At 67.3% G+C, this 17101-nt stretch carries 18 protein-coding genes; 9 read left to right on the plus strand and 9 right to left on the minus strand.

Annotated elements, in window-relative coordinates:
- The first annotated feature begins 28 nt into the window (after window positions 1-28).
- Window positions 29-478, plus strand: a complete 450-nt coding sequence (locus tag ACUCV3_RS17135; protein ID WP_097384747.1) for a hypothetical protein — start codon at window positions 29-31, stop codon at window positions 476-478.
- 4 nt (window positions 479-482) lie between these two features.
- Here the strand turns inward: ACUCV3_RS17135 and ACUCV3_RS17140 are convergent, their stop codons facing one another.
- From ACUCV3_RS17140 to hemC, 4 genes are all read right to left on the minus strand, one after another.
- Complete coding sequence (locus tag ACUCV3_RS17140; RefSeq protein ID WP_017502648.1) at window positions 483-1232, minus strand: esterase/lipase family protein; 750 nt, start codon at window positions 1230-1232, stop codon at window positions 483-485.
- Between the two features lie 111 nt (window positions 1233-1343).
- Window positions 1344-2216 carry a hypothetical protein gene (locus ACUCV3_RS17145; protein ID WP_279728040.1) on the minus strand — a complete coding sequence of 291 codons (873 nt, stop codon included), beginning with the start codon at window positions 2214-2216 and terminating at the stop codon, window positions 1344-1346.
- 28 nt (window positions 2217-2244) lie between these two features.
- The gene (locus ACUCV3_RS17150) at window positions 2245-2904 is read right to left on the minus strand and encodes a uroporphyrinogen-III synthase (protein ID WP_279728039.1); all 660 of its coding nucleotides are present in this window, start codon (window positions 2902-2904) and stop codon (window positions 2245-2247) included.
- On the minus strand, window positions 2901-3827 hold the full coding sequence (hemC, locus tag ACUCV3_RS17155) for a hydroxymethylbilane synthase (protein ID WP_279728038.1): 927 nt from the start codon (window positions 3825-3827) through the stop codon (window positions 2901-2903). Before hemC ends, ACUCV3_RS17150 begins: the two co-directional genes overlap by 4 nt.
- A gap of 44 nt (window positions 3828-3871) precedes the next feature.
- Here hemC and tsaD point away from each other — a divergent pair, with 44 nt between their 5' ends.
- From tsaD to ACUCV3_RS17170, 3 genes are read left to right on the plus strand one after another with little or no spacing between them, the layout of a single operon-like run.
- Window positions 3872-4906, plus strand: a complete 1035-nt coding sequence (tsaD, locus tag ACUCV3_RS17160) for a tRNA (adenosine(37)-N6)-threonylcarbamoyltransferase complex transferase subunit TsaD (RefSeq protein ID WP_279776164.1) — start codon at window positions 3872-3874, stop codon at window positions 4904-4906.
- Complete coding sequence (locus tag ACUCV3_RS17165) at window positions 4903-5874, plus strand: NAD(P)H-dependent glycerol-3-phosphate dehydrogenase (protein WP_279727545.1); 972 nt, start codon at window positions 4903-4905, stop codon at window positions 5872-5874. The genes tsaD and ACUCV3_RS17165 overlap by 4 nt, the downstream gene beginning before the upstream one ends.
- Window positions 5875-5907: 33 nt before the next feature.
- Window positions 5908-7440: a lipopolysaccharide biosynthesis protein gene (locus ACUCV3_RS17170; protein WP_279727547.1), complete on the plus strand. Its 1533-nt coding sequence runs from the start codon at window positions 5908-5910 to the stop codon at window positions 7438-7440.
- Window positions 7441-7506: 66 nt separating this feature from the next.
- Here the strand turns inward: ACUCV3_RS17170 and ACUCV3_RS17175 are convergent, their stop codons facing one another.
- Entirely contained in the window at window positions 7507-8505 is a 999-nt protein-coding gene (locus tag ACUCV3_RS17175) for an adenosine kinase (protein ID WP_279727548.1), read from the minus strand.
- 119 nt (window positions 8506-8624) lie between these two features.
- Between ACUCV3_RS17175 and ACUCV3_RS17180 the strand changes: the two genes are divergently transcribed.
- Window positions 8625-9299 (plus strand): EI24 domain-containing protein, encoded by a 675-nt coding sequence (locus ACUCV3_RS17180; RefSeq protein ID WP_279727549.1) that lies wholly within the window; start codon window positions 8625-8627, stop codon window positions 9297-9299.
- The gene (locus ACUCV3_RS17185; protein ID WP_004208885.1) at window positions 9299-9667 is read left to right on the plus strand and encodes a hypothetical protein; all 369 of its coding nucleotides are present in this window, start codon (window positions 9299-9301) and stop codon (window positions 9665-9667) included. Before ACUCV3_RS17180 ends, ACUCV3_RS17185 begins: the two co-directional genes overlap by 1 nt.
- Here ACUCV3_RS17185 and queG read toward each other — a convergent pair.
- Window positions 9648-10706 (minus strand): tRNA epoxyqueuosine(34) reductase QueG, encoded by a 1059-nt coding sequence (queG, locus tag ACUCV3_RS17190; RefSeq protein ID WP_069336392.1) that lies wholly within the window; start codon window positions 10704-10706, stop codon window positions 9648-9650. The two genes, ACUCV3_RS17185 and queG, sit on opposite strands and share 20 nt — an antisense overlap.
- Before the next feature lie 22 nt (window positions 10707-10728).
- Here queG and ACUCV3_RS17195 point away from each other — a divergent pair, with 22 nt between their 5' ends.
- The 3 genes from ACUCV3_RS17195 to msrB are packed head-to-tail and all read left to right on the plus strand — an operon-like array spanning window position 10729 to window position 13376.
- Window positions 10729-11694, plus strand: coding sequence for an ABC transporter ATP-binding protein (locus ACUCV3_RS17195; protein ID WP_037522117.1), 966 nt, complete (start codon window positions 10729-10731; stop codon window positions 11692-11694).
- Entirely contained in the window at window positions 11691-12881 is a 1191-nt protein-coding gene (locus ACUCV3_RS17200; RefSeq protein ID WP_279727551.1) for an ABC transporter permease, read from the plus strand. Before ACUCV3_RS17195 ends, ACUCV3_RS17200 begins: the two co-directional genes overlap by 4 nt.
- Window positions 12882-12899: 18 nt before the next feature.
- On the plus strand, window positions 12900-13376 hold the full coding sequence (gene msrB / locus ACUCV3_RS17205) for a peptide-methionine (R)-S-oxide reductase MsrB (protein WP_279727552.1): 477 nt from the start codon (window positions 12900-12902) through the stop codon (window positions 13374-13376).
- On the opposite strand, the gene ACUCV3_RS17210 is transcribed toward msrB, so the two are convergent.
- Genes ACUCV3_RS17210 through ACUCV3_RS17220 form a run of 3 tightly spaced genes read right to left on the minus strand, consistent with a single transcriptional unit; the run spans window position 13363 to window position 17060 of the window.
- Complete coding sequence (locus ACUCV3_RS17210) at window positions 13363-15132, minus strand: hypothetical protein (RefSeq protein WP_048938135.1); 1770 nt, start codon at window positions 15130-15132, stop codon at window positions 13363-13365. The genes msrB and ACUCV3_RS17210 overlap by 14 nt on opposite strands.
- The gene (locus tag ACUCV3_RS17215) at window positions 15110-15529 is read right to left on the minus strand and encodes a GtrA family protein (RefSeq protein ID WP_048938134.1); all 420 of its coding nucleotides are present in this window, start codon (window positions 15527-15529) and stop codon (window positions 15110-15112) included. Before ACUCV3_RS17215 ends, ACUCV3_RS17210 begins: the two co-directional genes overlap by 23 nt.
- Before the next feature lie 4 nt (window positions 15530-15533).
- Entirely contained in the window at window positions 15534-17060 is a 1527-nt protein-coding gene (locus tag ACUCV3_RS17220) for an NAD(P)/FAD-dependent oxidoreductase (RefSeq protein WP_313737592.1), read from the minus strand.
- Between the last annotated feature and the right edge of the window lie 41 nt (window positions 17061-17101).

The following is a 17101-nucleotide window of genomic DNA, read 5'->3' on the forward strand; positions in this document are numbered from 1 at the left end:
GGACCGGACCATTCTGGAGGCCAGCCTGATGCGTTATGCTCTCATCCTGTCGTCCGGCCTGCTGCTCATGGGAGCCGCAGCGCCGTCTGCTTCCTATAATATCTTTCCCGAACAGGCGGTGATGAATGCCGCGGCTGTCGCCCCCGATGGGGTGAAGGGGGTGTTCGAGCTGCCCGTCCGCGCCACTGGGCGCCAGGGCGGCTGGTTCTATCTTAATTCTCAGCAGGATTATCGCGATCCCCGCAACCTGACGATCGCCATTCCCGGCGCCATGGCCGATGCACTGGCACAGCGTTTCGGTGCGGAACTCGATCAATATCTGACGGGCAAGACCATCGCGGTGCGTGGCGAAGCGAAGCGGGTGAAAATTCATTTTCTGGCGGATGGCCGGCCGACCGAAAAATATTATTATCAAACCCATGTGCGGCTGACCGATCCCAGCCTGCTGACGGTGGAGGGCGAACCAGTCCGTTACTGACCGCTCAGGCGGCCATCATCTCCAGCGCCTTGCCGACGGCCAAGATCCCCTCCGGCGCGGCGGCGAAGCCCATATGGGTGCAATCGACCTCGATCGCGCGGTCGCGCTCGCCGGCGCGGCCTCTTGCGCATTCGGGCAGGATCACGCCGTCGCGCTGCGACCAGAGTGCCACGGTCGGCACCGGCGGCTTCTCCTCGCGGGTGCAGGGGAAGGGCGGCGTATCGACCGGGAAGCCCGACACCAATTGATAGAGGCGCCAGGCATGGTTGGCGCGCGGGTCGCCGGAAAAGGGCGTGCCCATCGTTACCACGCCGCCAACCTTGGATCGCGCGAACTTGGCATATTCGCGCGCATAAAGGCCGCCCAGGCTCCAGCCGACCAAAGTCACCGGCTTGCCGCTTATCCGGCGGATCGCATCGACGCGGGCGTCGATCTTCTCCAGCGTATCGGCGCGCGGGCCGAAATTGCGGCCCATGTCCCAGCCATGCGCATGATAGCCGGCGGCGTTAAGGATCGCGCGCAGCGGCTCCATCCGATGTTCCGACGCCATCAGCCCCGGCACCAGCAATATATGCCGCCCGTCGCCGCGAATCGCGCGGCTCAGCGTCTCGGCCTGCGCCCTGGTCCGGCTGATGTCGAACGGCACCGACGCATTGCCCAGCAGATGCGACAGCGACGGGCGCGCAGATGCGCGCGGACCGCTGGCAAGGCGGCCCTTCCAGAAGCTGGCAATGGCATCGGCATAGGGTGGCACGAGAGATGTTGTCCTGAACCGGGCGGAAAAGGTGACATTCTCGTGACAAACGCAGGGTGCGTCCATGGGTTTCATCGCAAGCGATGAACGGTGCGTCTCAGGAAAAGCGGGTCAGGGGGCGAGGGGGGATGTCTGGGCGACGCTGGCGCCCTCGGTCGTGCGCAGCTGGCGCGGCTCCAATATCGCTGCCGTCTCGATCAGGTCGAGCGCCCGGCGCGCCTCCAGATAGCGGCGGGCATATTGCATCCAGCGATCGGCCGCAGCGCGATCGGGCATGCGCTCCACCTCGGCCAGCGCCGCACCGACGCGGCTGGCGTCGATATAGCGCAGCGCCCGCTGCATCGCCATTTGCGGCCGGGGCGAGGGGGTGGAGGATTTGCGGATGATGATCAGCTCGCGCGCCTCATGCTCGAAACTGTCCCACCAGCTGGCGTCGGCCGGCGGCGAGGTGACGCGATCGGCGACATCGACCAGGCCAGCGCGCAGGTCGGCCAGCGTCACCGGCTCGCGCGCGGCGTTGATGATGGTGGCGACGGCGCGGGGCTGGGCCTGGCCGAAGCGCAGCCGCAGCTGCCCCTCGACATAGCCGAGCGGGGCGCCGGTATCGAGCGCGCGGCGCGCGGCAAAGGCGACCAGCAGCCCTTCGGCGCGCGCGGCATTGCCCGACGCGGCCTGCGCCTCGACGGTGATGCGGTTGAGCCGCTCCTCCAGCTGGATCACGCGGGCGTCGAGCATCTGCGCGGCATCCGCCGTCAGCGGACGGCCCGACGGGATGGCGTTGCTGCCCAGCAGCGGCGCGGGCAGGGCGGGCGTCACCGCTTCGTCCTTGCCCCAGCGCCGTTCGATCTGCGGCATCGCCCAGATGGTGACGCCGATGCCGATCAGAAACGCGAACAGCAGCAGCACGGGCGTCAGCCAGGATGTGCGTCGGCGCGCGGGCGGCGGCGTTTCCTGCTGAATTTCCACACTCTCCTGCTCGTTCATCAAGTCTCTCTCGTTTGCGACCGCGGTTTCATTCGCACAATCGACGGGCGAGGGCCAGTACCGCCGCATCATTGGGCGCATCGGCGGCCTGCGCGCTGCCCCATCCGCTGCCGCAGGCGGCAAGCGCCGCCGGACTTATCGCCACGACGTCGCACGTTGCGCGCTGATTTTCGGCTAATATCTCCGCCAGTCGCGCACCAGCAGCCGGGGAATGGACCAGCAGCACGCCGCCGCTCAGGTCCAGCCGATCGCAGGGCAGGGGCATCATCCGATAGACCGGAATGCGCGTCACCCGCAGCGGCCCCGCGTCCATCGGCGCCACCGCCTCTCCCGACAGGTGCAACACGGCCTGGTGCCCGTCGGCCGCGATCCGTGCGGCGATCGCGCTGGCATCGCCATCCCCCGCGACCGGATCGGCAAATCCTGCTTCCCGCAGCGCCCCGGCGGTCGTTTCGCCCACGGCATAGGTCGGCAAGGCGCGATAGGCCTGCAGCGCGACCCCGCCGAATCGCACCGTCTGCGCGCTCGTCACCAGCAGGGCGTCGAAATCCCCGGCGCTCGGCGGTGTCCAGGCCAGCGCCTCGGCCGCGAACAGCGGGCACAGCCGCACCGCCAGCCCCATGGCCATCGCCTTGTCCGCCGTCCTGCCGGCGCCGGGCGCGGGCCGCAGGATGATGAGCGGTCTCACCCCTCGAACAGGCTGCGCAGTGCCGGGCTCGCTCGTTCCAGCAGGCCCCGGCCGATCGCCTCGGCCGCCGCCGCATCGCCGCGCGCCAGCCGTGCCTCGTCCCGCACCGTCTCGTCCCCTTCCGGGCTGATGATCTCGGCACGCAGATGAATCTGTCCGCCCTCCAGCAGCGCCAGTGCGGCGATCGGCGAATGGCATGTGCCGCCCAGGCCCCGCAGCACCGCGCGCTCGGCCATCACGCAATCGAACGTGTCGCGATGGTTGATCGCCGCCAGCCAGCCCAGCATGGCGTCATTGTCGGCCAGCGTCTCAATGCCGACCGCCCCCTGCGACGGTGCCGGCAACATGGTGTCGATCTCGACCGTGGCGCCAATGTCCGCCTGGCCCAGCCGGTCGAGCCCGGCGGCGGCAAGCAACGTCGCATGGGCCTCGCCGGCTTCCAGCTTGGCCAGCCGGGTGGCGACATTCCCCCGGAACAGGATGATCTGCGCATCGGGGCGCAGCCGCTTCACCTGCGCGGCACGGCGCGGCGAACTGGTGCCGACGATCGGCTGCGGCGGCAGCGCGGCAAAATTTTCCACGCCGACCAGCCGGTCGCGCACATCGGCGCGCGGCAGCATCGCGGCGATCCGGATCGCATCGGGCCGGATCGTCTCGACATCCTTCATGCTGTGGACGGCGCAGTCGATCTCGCCCTCCGCCAGCGCCCGGTCCAGTTCCTTGGTCCACAAGGCTTTTCCGCCGATTTCGGCCAGCGCCCGGTCCTGAATCCGGTCGCCGCTGGTCTGGACGATGACGGTGGTGATGGCGTCCTGATCCCAGCCATGGGCGTCGCGCAGCGCCTGCGCGGTCATATGGGCCTGGGCCAGCGCAAGCGGCGATCCCCTGGTGCCAAGGCGCAACGGTCGTTCGGGTCTTTTCATAAGCGGCTTGCTCTAATGGCCACGGGCACTAGATGGAAGCGGCAATGACCATCATCCTCGGCCTGGAATCAAGCTGCGACGAAACCGCGGCGGCGCTGGTGACGGCCGACGGGCAGATATTGGCCCATCGCCTCGCCACGCAGGAAGACGCGCACCGCCCCTATGGCGGCGTCGTGCCCGAAATCGCGGCCCGCGCCCATGTCGAGGCATTGGCCCCGCTGGTCGAGGCGGCCCTGGCCGACGCAAAGATGACTTTGGCCGATGTCGATGTGATCGCCGCCACCGCCGGCCCCGGCCTGATCGGGGGCGTGATGGTCGGCCTCGTCACCGGCAAGGCGCTTGCTCATGCTAGCGGCAAGCCGCTGGTCGCGGTCAATCATCTGGAGGGGCATGCGCTCTCGCCGCGCCTCGCCGACCAGAATCTCCAATTCCCCTATCTGCTGCTGCTGGTGTCGGGTGGCCATTGCCAGCTGCTCAGGGTCGACGGCGTCGGCCAGTATCGCCGCCTCGCCACCACGATCGACGACGCTGCTGGCGAAGCCTTCGATAAGACCGCCAAGCTGCTCGGCCTCGGTTTTCCCGGCGGTCCGGCGGTGGAAAAGGCGGCGGCGCAGGGCAATCCGCGCGCCGTGCCGCTGCCGCGCCCGCTGGTCGGCACCGACGAACCCCATTTTTCCTTCGCCGGCCTCAAGAGCGCGGTGATGCGCGCCGCCCAGTCGGGCCAATATGCGGTCGAGGATATCGCCGCGAGCTTCCAGCAGGCAGTGATCGACTGCCTGCTCGACCGCACTCGCCGCGCGCTCGCCGCGAGCGAAGGCGTGACCGCACTGGTCGTGGCTGGCGGCGTCGCCGCCAATCAGTCGGTGCGTGGAGCATTGACCACGCTGGCGCAGGATCATGGCCTGCCCTTCGTCGCGCCGCCCTTGTGGCTCTGCACCGACAATGCGGCGATGATCGCCTGGGCCGGCGCGGAGCGCTATGCGGCCGGCATGACCGACGATCTGACCATCCCCGCCCGGCCGCGCTGGCCGCTCGATCCGACGGCGGAAAAGGCGCGTGGAGCAGGAGTGAAGGCATGAAGGCGGGAGTCATCGGAGCAGGCGCCTGGGGCACCGCGCTGGCGCAATTGCTGGCCGCCGACGGGCAGGATGTGCGCCTCTGGGCGCTGGAAGCCGCCGTGGTCGACGCGATCAACGGCGCCCATGAAAATCCGCTCTATCTGCCCGGCCTGCCGCTTTCGCCCTCGATCCGAGCGACCGGCGTCCTGTCGGACCTGGCTGATCGCGACCTGATTCTGGTGGTCAGCCCGGCCCAGCATCTGCGCAGCGTCGTCGCGCAGGCGCCGGCCGGCGTGCCGCTGGTTCTCTGTTCCAAGGGGATAGAGGCGGGCACCGGCCTGTTGATGTCGGAAGTCGCGGCGCAGGCGCAGCCAAGCTCGCCGATCGCCGTCCTCTCTGGCCCCACCTTCGCCCATGAAGTGGCAAAGGGCTTGCCGACCGCCGTCACCTTCGCTTGCGCCGACCAGGCGCTGGCCGAAAAGCTGGCGGCGCGCATCGCCCGCCCAACCTTCCGCCCCTATCTGTCGGACGATGTCGTCGGCGCGGAAATCGGCGGCGCGGTCAAGAATGTGCTCGCCATCGCCTGCGGCGTGTCGGAAGGGGCCGGCCTCGGCCTCAATGCGCGCGCCTCGCTGATCAGCCGGGGTTTTGCCGAAATGACCCGCTTCGGCCTGGCGCGTGGCGCCCGCGCCGAAACGCTGGGCGGCCTGTCGGGCCTGGGCGACCTCGTCCTCACCTGTTCCTCCACCAATTCGCGCAACTTCTCGCTCGGCAAGGGGCTGGGCGAGGGGCAGAGCGCAGCCGACCTCCTCTCCAACCGTCGCACCGTGGCCGAAGGCGCGCACACCGCGCCGGTGCTGCGCGATGCAGCCCGCGCGGCCGGCGTCGAAATGCCGGTGGTGGAAGCCGTCTGTGCCCTGCTCGGCGACGCCGCACCATTGGCACAGGTCATCGACGCGCTGCTGGCGCGTCCGCTGCGGCCTGAATAAGCATCGCCGCGACACAATAGATCGCCTATAGACATGAGCATGACAATCGAGGGGGACCAGGGTCCTGTGACCGCGCAGGCGACCCCTGCCGAACAGAAGGATGATATCGCCGCCCTGGCCAAGGGCGGACGGACCAACGTCTTCGGCTTCCTGCTGCGCCTGGCGGCGCGCCTGCCTTTCCTGTTCATCGCCGGCCGCTGGTATGGCGCCGACGCGCTGGGGCGCTTCGCCTATGCCGTGCTGGTGGTGGAATTCGTCGCCCAGATCGCGACGCTGGGCCTCAAGCGCGGCCTGGCCGGTGCGCTCGCCCAGACCGAACGGCCGCACAGCCATGTCGTGACCGACGCGATGGTGGTGACGCTGATCGCGTCGCTGCTGGGGGCCGGCCTGTTGATCGCCTTCCCCCAGGCGATGTTCCCCAATAGCGGCATCAACGGGCTCGACCGATTGCTGGCGCTGATCGTCATCGCCGTTGCCACCTCCGACGTTGCGCTTGCCGCCTGCGCCTATCGCTTCGACATCGGCGCCACGGTCCGCGCGCGCTCGATCATTGAACCCTGGGCGATCAGCATCGGGGCCTTCGGTTTCGCTTATTATTCGCTGCGCGACGGCCTGATCCTCTCCTATGTCGTGTCGATGGTCGCGGCGATGATCGCCTCGATCATCCCGATGTGGCGTCATTATGGCCGGCCGCATGGCTGGCGTCCCGATGCCGGGCGGCTCTGGCGCCTCGCCCGCCGCAACCTGCCGCTCGCGGCCGCGGACGGCGTCGAATGGGGCTCGCGCCGGCTCGACATGGCGATCCTCGGCCTCTTCGTTAGCCCGGCGATCGTCGGCATCTATTATGTCGCGCAGCAGGTCGCCTCGCTGCCACAGAAATTGAAGACCAGCTTCGACCCGATCCTTGGCCCGGTCATCACCCGCAACCTGGCGGAAGGCAATCTGGCGGCGATCGCGCGCCAGGTCAGCCAGGTCGGCTTCTGGATCATCGCGGCGCAGGCCGGCATCGCGCTGGCGCTCGGCATTCCGGGTGAGGCCGTCATGGGCCTGGTTGGTCCGCATTTCGTCGGCGGCACCGGCGCGCTCGCCTTCCTGCTGCTGGCCGAAGTGGTGGCCGCAACCGCCGTGGTCAGCGAATCCGCGCTGGTCTATATTGCCCGCCACCGCAATCTGATGATCTCGCTCAGCATGATCGCGTTGCAGGCAGCGCTCAGCTTCGGCCTGATCCTGCTCGGCAAGCGCTTCGGCCTCACGCCGCAGGAACTGGCCGCCGCGCCCGCTTTGGGCCTCTGCATCGCGCTCGGCGCTGGCGCCTTTGTCAAGGCGCGGCTGCTCTCCAGTCTGCTCCACGCCCGCGTCAATGCTTGGCGCTGGCCGCTGCTCAGCGCCTCGGGCGTCGCCTGCATCGTTGGTGCGGCCTTCGTCGCCCTGCCTGCGCGCTTCGAATGGGTCGAACTGGCGGTCGGCGTCTGGGCGATCCTGGGCGCCTATGGCTTCGTCATCTGGCGCTGGGGCTTCGGCCCCGACGACCGCGCCCTGTTCCGCAAGCAGAAGAGCCCGGCCTGATCCATCCAATAAAAAAGCCCGCCTCTCGACCGGAGAGGCGGGCTTTTTTGTCAGTGTCTGTCGCGATCAGGCGAACAGCTTGGCGCGGATCAGGTTAAGGTCTTCCTCGGGACGCGCGCCCCAGTGCGAAATGACTTCGGCCGCCGCCGCCGCACCCAGCGCCAGGCAATCCTCGACGCTGCGCTCTTCCAGATGTGCGGCCAGATAGCCGGCAGCGAACAGGTCGCCCGCACCGGTGGTGTCGATGATCTGGCTGACCGGAGCAGCCGGCGCCTCGTGACGCACGCCATCGACGATGGCGACCGCGCCCTTTTCGCTGCGGGTCGACACCAGCACCGGCACCTTGTCGGCGAAGCGGGCCAGCGCTGCATCGAAATCATCGACCTGCGCCAGCGACTGGATTTCGCCCTCGTTCGAGAAGAGGATGTCGATCAGCCCCTGTTCGATCAGGTCGATGAAGTCGGCGCGATGGCGGTCGATCACGAAATTGTCGGACAGGGTGAAGGCGACCTTGCGGCCGGCATTCCGGGCGGCGTCGATCGCGGCGCGCATCGCGGCACGCGGCTGCTCGGGGTCCCACAGATAGCCTTCCAGATACAGGATGCGGGCCGACTGGATCAGCTCCAGGTCCAGCGCCGCTTCGGGCAGGAACTGCGACGCCCCCAGGAAGGTGTTCATGGTGCGCTGTGCGTCCGGCGTCACCAGGATCAGGCAGCGGGCGGTCGGGATGTCGCCCTGCACCGCCGGCGTGTCGAACTTGATGCCCAGCGCGCGCACGTCATGGGCGAACACGGCGCCCAGCTGGTCGTCATTCACCTGGCCGATGAAACCGCACTTGGCGCCCAGCGCAGCGAGGCCGGCCAGCGTGTTGGCGGCCGAACCGCCGCTGATTTCCTTGGCCTGGGGCATGTCGGCATAAAGAGTTTCGGCCATTTCGGCGTCGATCAGCTGCATGCCGCCCTTGGTCAGCGCATGCTGCGCCAGAAAGGCGTCGTCGCTGCGGGCCAGAACGTCGACAATGGCATTGCCGATCGCGACAACGTCAAGCGTGGGGGAAGAAGTCACGCGGGCTCCTGTGAAAGATGATGGGAAAATAGCGGTAAATTGGGCCGTCTCTACCGGTCCGGGGGCGCTGGCGCAACGCTGCTGATTGACGGAGCCGCCGGGGCGCAGGATATCGGGCCATGATCATCACCGCGGCGCTGCGCGCCTTCCCCCTGATCTTCCACGCCGCGGCGCGCCGGCTGCTGGTCAAGACGCTGGCGCTGACCCTGTTGCTCTTCGCCCTGCTGGGCGTCGGGCTATGGGCGGCCTTTCACGCCACGCGCCTCCATTTCGGCTGGGGCGAGGGCGACGGTTGGGGCGGCATGGCGGAGGCGGCTGCTACCGGCCTTGCCATGATCGCGGCCAGTTGGCTGCTGTTCCGCACCATCGCCATGCTGGTCATGGGCCTGTTCGCCGACGATGTGATCGAGGCGGTGGAGCGCGATACTTATCCACAGGCTGTGGGCCGGCCGGTCGGCTTCACCCGCAGCCTCCATTATGCGCTGCGATCGGTCGGCCGCACGCTCGGCTGGAACCTGCTGGCGCTCCCCGGCTATGTGCTGCTGCTGGTCACGGGGTTCGGCACGATCGGGCTGTTCCTCGCGGTGAACGCCTATCTGCTCGGCCGCGACCTTGCCGACATGGTCGAGCCGCGCCATCCCGGCCTGCCGCCGATCGGCCGTGGCAACCGGTGGCTCATGGGCCTCGTTTCGGCGCTTCTCTTCCTCATTCCCCTGGTCAACCTGCTTGCGCCGATCTGGAGCGCGGCTATGGCGGTCCACATGTTGCTAGGGTCCAAGAGGAAGCCGGTCTGATGTCGCCCCGTTTCGCGCTCGCCGCGCTCCTGTCGCTGCCGCTCGCGGCCTGTGGCGGCGTCGTCCCGCCCGCCACCAGCTACACCCCGCCGCCCGCCGGTCCGCCGGCCAGCGCCTTCACCAAGACCGGGCCGCTGATGGGCATGGACGCCAAGCGCCTGACCCAGATGTTCGGCACGCCGCGCCTCGACATTCGCGAAACGACCGTGCGCAAGCTGCAATTCGCCAATGGTCGCTGCGTGCTCGACGCCTATCTCTATTCGCCCGGCAAGGGGAAGGAGCCGGTGGTGACTCATGTCGACGCCCGCACGCCCGCCGGCACCGATGTCGACCACGCTTCCTGCGCGGCTACGCTCCAGCAGCGCTGAGCAATTGGCCTAGCGCCCATTCGGCCGCTTCCGCCACCACCGGATCGGGATCGGATGTCAGCGGCCGCAGCCGGTCGACCAGCCCCAGGTCGCCGCTATTGCCCGCCGCGATCGCCGCATTGCGCACCATCCGGTCGCGCCCGATCCGCTTGATCGGCGACCCGGAGAAAATTTCGCGAAAACCCGCATCGTCCAGGTCCAGCAGGTCGCCCAGCGCCGGCGCCGCCAGCTCCGCCCGGCCGATAAAGGCGCGGTTGGCCGCTGCCCCCTGCGCGAACTTGTTCCAGGGGCAGGCCGCCAGGCAATCGTCGCAGCCATAGATGCGATTGCCCATCCGTGCCCGGAACTCCTCTGGGATCGGCCCCTTATGCTCGATCGTCAGATAGGAAATACAGCGCCGCGCATCGACGATATAGGGCGCGGGAAAGGCATCGGTCGGGCAGGATGACAGGCAGGCCGTGCAACTGCCGCAATGGTCCACTTCCGGCGCATCAGGCTCCAGCGCGATCTCGGTATAGATGGCGCCCAGGAACAGCCAGCTGCCATGCTGGCGGCTCACCAGATTGCTGTGCTTGCCCTGCCAGCCCAGCCCCGCGCCCTGCGCCAGCGGCTTTTCCATCACGGGTGCGGTATCGACGAATACCTTGAGCGCGGTCGGCTGCTGATCGACCAGCCAGCGGGCCAGCGCCTTCAGTGCCTTCTTGACCACATCATGATAGTCGCGGCCCTGCGCATAGACGGAAATGCGGCCCCGATCGCCGACCTCGGCCAACGCCAGCGGATCGCGGCCGGGGGCATAGCTCATCCCCAGCATGATGACACTCCGCGCCTGCGGCCACAGGCCTGTGGGCGATCCGCGCTGCTCGGCCCGCTCCTCCATCCACAGCATGTCGCCATGATGGCCGGCCTCCAGCCATTGACGCAGCCGCTCGGCCGTGCGCGGCGCGGCGTCGGCGCGCGCGATCGCACAGGCGGCAAAGCCCAATTGCGCGGCCTGCGCTTTCAGGCGCTGCTCCAATGTTTCGTTTTGCACTGGCATGGTCCGGGATTATCAGGGGCGGATGATCGGTGACACTCCGGCTCCTGCCGCCCCCTATGCCGTCGAAGGCCATGCCCTTGTCAAGGCGTTCGGCGATTTTCGCGCGGTGGATGGCGTCGATATCGCCGTGCCCGCCGGCACCATCTATGGCATTTTGGGGCCGAATGGCGCGGGCAAGACCACCTTGCTGCGCACCCTGCTCGGCATCATCGACCCTGACGAGGGCCATCGCACCCTGCTGGGCGATAGCGCGCCGCTGCGCATGGCCAAGCAGGTCGGCTATCTGCCCGAGGAGCGTGGCCTCTACCCGTCGATGAAGGCCTATGAGGCGATCGCCTTCATGGGGGCGCTACGCGGCCTGCCGCTCCATGTCGGGCGCGAACGGGCGCGCGCCATGCTGCAGGACTATGGCATGGGCGCTTCGGTCGAAAAGCCGATCCGCCAGCTCTCCAAGGGCATGGCCCAGACGGTGCAATTGTTCGGCACGATCGTCCATGAACCGCGTCTCATCGTCCTCGACGAGCCCTTTTCCGGCCTCGACGCGATGAACCAGGAAAAGCTGGAGGCGCTGATCCGCGATCAGGCGCGCAAGGGCGTCACCATCCTCTTTTCCACCCATGTCATCGCCCATGCCGAACGATTGTGCGAACGCATCGCCATCGTCGCGGGCGGCCGCATCCGGTTTGAAGGATCGGTCAGCGACGCGCGCGACCGTCTGCCACCCCAGGTGACATTGCGCACACGGCTGAGCGACGGCGCCTGGCGCCGGGCCTTGCCGACCGACACGCTGGCGCAGGATGGCGCCTGGCATTTCGCGCTGCCCGATGATGGCATCGAACCGCTGCTGCGCGCCCTGCTCGATGGACAGGCCGGCATCGAAAGTCTGTCGATCGAACGGCCGGGCCTGCATGACGCCTTTGTCGCGATCGCGGGGGAGGCTGCTGCGCGCCAGATGCGCGATGACGCCACGCAGGAGGCCGGGGCATGAAGGAATTGCTGCGCGCCGCCAGCGTGATCGCCCGGCGGGATTTCACCGCCGTCGTTCTGTCACGCACCTTCATCCTGTTCCTGATCGGGCCGCTGGTGCCGATCGTCATCGGCATGGTCTTTGCCGGTTTCACCCAGAAGATTTCCAGCACCGACCTGCGCCCGGTCGTCGGCATCGCCATGGCGCCGGCCGATGTCGGCGCGCTCGAACGGGCCCACAAGCGCCTGACCGAACGCATGGGGCCACAGGCGCTGCCGCGGCTTCACGCCGTGCCACTCGGCACCCCGCCCCGGACCCAGCTGGCCCGGCCCGATTCGGACGTCGTCGCCATCCTGTCGGGCACGGTCTCCCGCCCGGTCCTCACCGGCAAGCCCGAGGATCTGGACCGGCTGCAGGGGGATCTCAGCCTGATTGCCAGCGCGGCGCAGGCCGAAAAGGTGCTGCACATGGTCAAGGTCGAACGGCAGGAAGTGGCGACCAGTCTCGGCGCCCAGTCTCAGGCCCGTCTGCTGATCGGTCGCACCGGCCAGATCGTCATCTTCTTCCTCACCATCTTGCTGGCGGGCATGATCCTGTCCAATCTGGTCGAGGAAAAGACGAACAAGATCATCGAGATATTGGCTGCCGCCGTGCCGGTGGACGCGATCTTCCTTGGCAAGCTGATCGCCATGCTGGGGATGAGCTTCGTCGGCATCGCCTTCTGGGGCGCCACCGCCTTCACCATCTTCATGGCGTTGAAGGCGCCCGGCACGGTCCTGCCCGATCCGGCGGTGGGCTGGCCCGCCTTCATCACGCTCGGCATCATCTATTTCGCCATGGCCTATACGCTGCTCGGCTCGCTGTTCCTGGGCATCGGCGCGCAGGCGGCGACCGTGCGCGAGGTGCAGACGCTCAACATGCCGATCACAATGGGCCAGATGATGATCTTCTTCTTCGTCTCCTACACGGTCGACCATATGGGATCGCCGCTGGAAGTGGCGTCGGTGGTCTTTCCCTTCTCCTCGCCCTTCGCGATGATCGCGCGGGCGGCGCAGGATGCGGCGCTCTGGCCGCATCTGGTGGCGATCCTGTGGCAGGGCATCTGGGTCGCCCTCATCATCCGCATCGGCGTGCTGCTGTTCCGCCGCCATGTGCTCAAATCGGGCGGCCGCTGGTGGAAGCAGTTGTTCAGGAGCTCGACAGGCTGAACAGGCTAGGGAGATGGAATGAACCGGCGGCATTTTCTCTATGGCGTCGCGACCGGCGCCTCTGCACTGGCCCTGTGGCAATTCCGCCCCGACGCGGCGGAAGCCGCCTATCCCTATCGCCTGACCGACGCGCAATGGCGCAGCAGGCTCAGCCCCTGGGCCTATAAGGTGCTGCGCCAGGGCGCGACCGAATTTCCCGACAGCAGCCCGCTCAACCGCGAACATCGCGCCGGCACCTTCACCTGTGCCGGCTGCGCCCAGAAACTGTTCAGTTCGAAGACCAAGTTCGACAGCGGCACCGGCTGGCCCAGCTTCTATGCGCCCTTGCCCCGCGCCATCGGCACCTCGCGCGACTTCAGCCTGGGTGTGTCCCGGACCGAAGTCCATTGCGCCCGATGCGGTGGCCATCTCGGCCATGTGTTCGACGACGGGCCAAAGCCCACGGGCCTGCGCTACTGCATGAACGGCGTGGCGCTGGCCTTCAGTCCCGTCTGACCTTGTAGATGCGCAGCGGTCCCTTGGTGGGCAGCGGTTGCAGCCAGTCGGGCACATTGCTCCGCATCAGGTGCGCCGACAGGCTCTGGGGATGATCCTTGGCATAGAGCGCATATTCGGTCAGGCCCGCGCAGGTCACGACATAGTCGGCGCCACGCCCGCCATTGACCGACTGGATCACCGCGCGCGCCTTTTCCGGCGTCGCCATGAATCCTTCGATCACGGCGGTAATGCCGGCGGCGTTGCGGTGATGGGCAGTGCCGATCACGCGGTGCGGCGTCTGCACCAATATGTCGGGGCCAAGGTCCAGCGGCGCGAACAGGGTGGACGGGGGCAGGGTGTGCAGCGGCGCCAGCGTGGCGGCGGCCCGGCAATTGACGGCGCTGGTCTTGGCCGACGGGGCGTTGGGGATCAGGGCAATCCACAATGCGCTGATCCCGGCGGGGGTCAGCAGGATCAGCGCCACCGATCCCAGGACGCGCACCAGCGCCTGCGATGATGCCTGTACCTTGCGGAACAGGGCGATCAGCAACCAGGCGACACCGGGCAGAGCATAGACATGGGCGACCGACACGGCGCGCATAACCAGCAGCGATACCGCCATCGCCCCCAGCAGCAACAGGCCCAGCGCCAACCAGCGCATGCGCGCATCGCGGTTTACGGTTTGCCGCGCGGCGACCATTGCGCCGGCCAGCCCAACCAGTGCGGGCAACAGGATCACGCCGCGCAGCGACAGGCTCTGCACCCAGATCGGCCGGCCCTCCATCACCTGCAAATACCAATATTTATAGGCCAGCGGCCCGAGCGCCTGGAACGGATCGCCTGACAGGCAGGGACCACCGATCGCCAGCAGGATCGCAATGGCGGCCCCGCCGCCGATCGCGGCGATCAGGAAGCGCCGGGACATGCTGGCCGTGCCGATCAGCTTGCCGGCCAGCGGCACCAGCACCGCCATTGCCACCAGCGGCCAGACATAGGCGGCCGACAGCGCGTCGCATTGGTCATGCAGCAAGGCCGCCTTTCCGCGCAGCAAGGCCAGCAGCGCAAGCGCCGCCCCGCCCAGCGTCGCCGCAAAGGCCATGAAGCGCGGCGCTTCCCGGCCATCAAGCCATTGGCGCAGCGCAAACAGTCCGGCGAACAGCGCGACATAGGGCAGGGCTTCACTCGAAATCTGCAACCAGACTGCCAGCGCCAGCGCGCTCGTCACGCCGCCACGCACCCGGCTGCTATCCAGTGCGCCGGCCAGCGCGATCGTCGCCATCCAGATCTGCCAGCCATGATGGTCGATCCGCAGCGGCGTGAATTGCACCAGGATCGACGGTGCCGTCAGCAGCAAGGCCACGGTCATCAGGGCCAGAACAGGATCGCCAAGCCGCCGGGCCGCCAGATGCACGGTGCCGGCCAACCCGCCCAGCAACAGCAGCGGCACGGTGATGCAGGCGACCAGTTCTGCGGTCGCAGGCCCCAGCAGTAGCCGTGCCAGCAGGATCAGCCCTGCCACCGGCATGTCGACGATGCGCGACCAGTGCATCGGTCCGCCCAGTGGCGGGTTCACCCGATGCTGGCTGACATCCCAGAAGTTCTGTCCGCCGATCCAGTCACGCACCTGCACCAGCCGCATCGCATCGTCGGGGTCGCGAAAGCCCAGCGCGGCGAAATCGCCATGGAACAGCCACAGCATGACCGCGCTGCACGCCAGCCAGGCGAGCAGGATCAGCCAGCGGCCATGACGCTCAACTGCGCGCGAAAATGCCATATTTGCGGATCGCATAGACGCTCAGGAAACTGGCGGGGACCGATATCAGCTTGGCGATCGCCGGGGCAATGCCGACGGCGCTCAGCCCGCCAACCATGGCCATGGTGATCTCCATGCCAACCAGCGCACTGGCCACGAAGCCGAACCGCTGGGCGTGACTGGGGCCGGCGCCCGTGTCGAACACGAAGCGGATGCTGATCACCCAATGCACGACCAGGCCGATCGCATAGCCGCCAAAGGCTGCCAGCATCGGCGTTGTACCGGCTCGGCTCAGCATCAGGAAGGCCGCCATGTCGCTCGACAGCGCGCAGATGCTGGCCAGCAGGTAGCGGGCGAACATGAAGCGCGTGGCGATGGCGCCCAGCCGGGCGGTCAGGGCGCGCAACGGTTCGCCCATCGGCTCATGCGGCCTTCAGGCGGGAAGGCACCAGTCGTTCGCTGGCAAGGGCGGCGCGCTGTCCTTCGACATCCTGTCCCTCCTCGCCCGATTCATGATATTCGGCATCCTCGTTGACGCCCCAGACGTCATAGACGCGGGTGCCGGCCTCGATGTTGCGCACTGTCAACATCGCCGTCATCATCGCATGATCCTGGTTGTTATAGCGGTGCATGCCGTTGCGGCCGACCAGATGGAGCGTCGGGGCGACGGCTTCCAGCTCGGTGCGCATCGCCAGCACATGGTCGGCATAGGCATCGTCATAGACCGGATAGGCCTTTTCCTGCCGCACCACCGCGCCGCCGACGACATCGTCGGGATTGCACAGGCCCAATATGGCCATTTCCTTCTTGGCCAGGTCGATCAGGTCGGCGTCGGCCGACGCCCACAGCCCGTCGCCCTCGAAGCAGAAATATTCCAGGCCCACACAGGCGACCGATTCATCGGGCACCATTTCGGGCGACCAGCTGCGGAAATTCTGGATGCGGCCGACCTGTACCTTGCTGTCGTGGATATAGATCCAGTTGTCGGGGAACAGATCCTCCGACTTGATCATCAGCGTCACGGTCAGGAAATCGCGATACTTGAGCTCCATTGCCTCGGGCAGGGTTTCGGGCAGCGGATGGATGCGCGCGGCCAGCTCACGCATCGGCGCGGACGAAATCACATGGGCGGCGTTGATGATGACATCGCCGTCCGGGCCGTCCGCCACCACGCGCCAGCGCTCCGTGCCCTGATCCTGCGCCAGCTGCTTCAGGCTGTGCGCCATCAATATCTGGTTGCCGCCCTCGATCACCCGGTCGCGCGCGGCTTCCCACATCATGCCGGGGCCAAGGCGCGGATAGCGGAAGGTTTCGAGCAACGTCTTGGTCGCCATGCCGTCATTGGGCTTCTTGTTGAGGCCCAGCGAGCGCTTCAGCCCATCGACCACCGCCCCCCAGAGCGACAGGCCCTTGATCCGCTGCGCCGCCCAGTCGGCCGACATCTCGTCGCACGGCATGCCCCAGACCTTTTCCGTATAGGTCTTGAAGAAGATCGAGAACAGCTTGTGGCCGAACGCGTTGACGGTCCAGTCCTGGAAGGAACGGACATTGCGGTTGGGGAACAGCTTGGCCTTGGCAAAGCTCGCCATGCACAGGGTCGAACGCCAGATGCCCAGATTCCACAGCGCCTCGAACGCGCGCAGGGGATAGGAGTAGAATTTCCCCTCATAATAGATGCGGCTCATGCGCGGGCGCTGGATGAAATCGTCCGGCAGGATCTCGTTCCACAGGTCGACCACTTCCTTCGACTTGGAAAAGAAGCGGTGGCCGCCAATATCGAATCGATAGCCATCCAGTTCGACCGTGCGGCTGATGCCGCCGACATAGACCGGGTCTTTCTCGATGACGGTGACGGAAAAGCCTTTCTTCGTCAGCAGATAGGCGGCGGTCAGGCCGGCCGGGCCTGCCCCGATGATGGCGACGTCCACACTCTGGTCGACACGCGACATGCTCTATATCCCCTGGATGGTCCTTCGTGTCACGCTGAGTG

This window comes from Sphingobium sp. VMM (genome assembly GCF_056790315.1).

Coding starts and splice junctions, on each gene's coding strand:
- ACUCV3_RS17135 (WP_097384747.1), top strand. CDS start 29: ATGCGTTATGCTCTCATCCTGTCGTCCGGCCTGCTGCTCATGGGAGCC.
- ACUCV3_RS17145 (WP_279728040.1), bottom strand. CDS start 2,216: ATGAACGAGCAGGAGAGTGTGGAAATTCAGCAGGAAACGCCGCCGCCC.
- hemC (WP_279728038.1), bottom strand. CDS start 3,827: ATGAAAAGACCCGAACGACCGTTGCGCCTTGGCACCAGGGGATCGCCG.
- tsaD (WP_279776164.1), top strand. CDS start 3,872: ATGACCATCATCCTCGGCCTGGAATCAAGCTGCGACGAAACCGCGGCG.
- ACUCV3_RS17165 (WP_279727545.1), top strand. CDS start 4,903: ATGAAGGCGGGAGTCATCGGAGCAGGCGCCTGGGGCACCGCGCTGGCG.
- ACUCV3_RS17170 (WP_279727547.1), top strand. CDS start 5,908: ATGAGCATGACAATCGAGGGGGACCAGGGTCCTGTGACCGCGCAGGCG.
- ACUCV3_RS17180 (WP_279727549.1), top strand. CDS start 8,625: ATGATCATCACCGCGGCGCTGCGCGCCTTCCCCCTGATCTTCCACGCC.
- ACUCV3_RS17185 (WP_004208885.1), top strand. CDS start 9,299: ATGTCGCCCCGTTTCGCGCTCGCCGCGCTCCTGTCGCTGCCGCTCGCG.
- queG (WP_069336392.1), bottom strand. CDS start 10,706: ATGCCAGTGCAAAACGAAACATTGGAGCAGCGCCTGAAAGCGCAGGCC.
- ACUCV3_RS17195 (WP_037522117.1), top strand. CDS start 10,729: ATGATCGGTGACACTCCGGCTCCTGCCGCCCCCTATGCCGTCGAAGGC.
- ACUCV3_RS17200 (WP_279727551.1), top strand. CDS start 11,691: ATGAAGGAATTGCTGCGCGCCGCCAGCGTGATCGCCCGGCGGGATTTC.
- msrB (WP_279727552.1), top strand. CDS start 12,900: ATGAACCGGCGGCATTTTCTCTATGGCGTCGCGACCGGCGCCTCTGCA.
- ACUCV3_RS17210 (WP_048938135.1), bottom strand. CDS start 15,132: ATGGCATTTTCGCGCGCAGTTGAGCGTCATGGCCGCTGGCTGATCCTG.
- ACUCV3_RS17215 (WP_048938134.1), bottom strand. CDS start 15,529: ATGGGCGAACCGTTGCGCGCCCTGACCGCCCGGCTGGGCGCCATCGCC.
- ACUCV3_RS17220 (WP_313737592.1), bottom strand. CDS start 17,060: ATGTCGCGTGTCGACCAGAGTGTGGACGTCGCCATCATCGGGGCAGGC.